This is a genomic window from Corynebacterium yonathiae, assembly GCF_027570195.1.
Taxonomy (GTDB): Bacteria; Actinomycetota; Actinomycetes; order Mycobacteriales; family Mycobacteriaceae; genus Corynebacterium; species Corynebacterium yonathiae.
This window is the reverse complement of record NZ_JAKMUZ010000047.1, coordinates 1-996: the sequence shown is the minus strand read 5'-3', so window position 1 is coordinate 996 and position 996 is coordinate 1. Positions and strand designations below refer to the sequence as shown.

General features: G+C 43.7%; 1 protein-coding gene. It reads left to right on the top strand.

Annotation, left to right across the window (positions count from 1 at the left end; translation table 11 throughout):
* The first annotated feature begins 87 nt into the window (after nt 1-87).
* The gene (aph(3')-Ia, locus tag L8V22_RS11610) at nt 88-903 is read left to right on the top strand and encodes an aminoglycoside O-phosphotransferase APH(3')-Ia (RefSeq protein ID WP_000018326.1); all 816 of its coding nucleotides are present in this window, start codon (nt 88-90) and stop codon (nt 901-903) included.
* Nucleotides 904-996 lie beyond the last annotated feature (93 nt).

Genomic DNA, 996 nt, shown 5'->3' with positions numbered 1-996 from the left:
AACCCATGTTATATTGCACAAGATAAAAATATATCATCATGAACAATAAAACTGTCTGCTTACATAAACAGTAATACAAGGGGTGTTATGAGCCATATTCAACGGGAAACGTCTTGCTCGAGGCCGCGATTAAATTCCAACCTGGATGCTGATTTATATGGGTATAGATGGGCTCGCGATAATGTCGGGCAATCAGGTGCGACAATCTATCGATTGTATGGGAAGCCCAATGCGCCAGAGTTGTTTCTGAAACATGGCAAAGGTAGCGTTGCCAATGATGTTACAGATGAGATGGTCAGACTAAACTGGCTGACGGCATTTATGCCTCTTCCGACCATCAAGCATTTTATCCGTACTCCTGATGATGCATGGTTACTCACCACTGCGATCCCCGGGAAAACAGCATTCCAGGTATTAGAAGAATATCCTGATTCAGGTGAAAATATTGTTGATGCGCTGGCAGTGTTCCTGCGCCGGTTGCATTCGATTCCTGTTTGTAATTGTCCTTTTAACAGCGATCGCGTATTTCGTCTCGCTCAGGCGCAATCACGAATGAATAACGGTTTGGTTGATGCTAGTGATTTTGATGACGAGCGTAATGGCTGGCCTGTTGAACAAGTCTGGAAAGAAATGCATAAGCTTTTGCCATTCTCACCGGATTCAGTCGTCACTCATGGTGATTTCTCACTTGATAACCTTATTTTTGACGAGGGGAAATTAATAGGTTGTATTGATGTTGGACGAGTCGGAATCGCAGACCGATACCAGGATCTTGCCATCCTATGGAACTGCCTCGGTGAGTTTTCTCCTTCATTACAGAAACGGCTTTTTCAAAAATATGGTATTGATAATCCTGATATGAATAAATTGCAGTTTCATTTGATGCTCGATGAGTTTTTCTGATAGTTAGTCTTTGTAGAGACACAAACCTGAAATTCCGGACACCGCGCTTCAGGACATCTCCCTGGACGCCGATATCTGGCAGTATCCGGACGG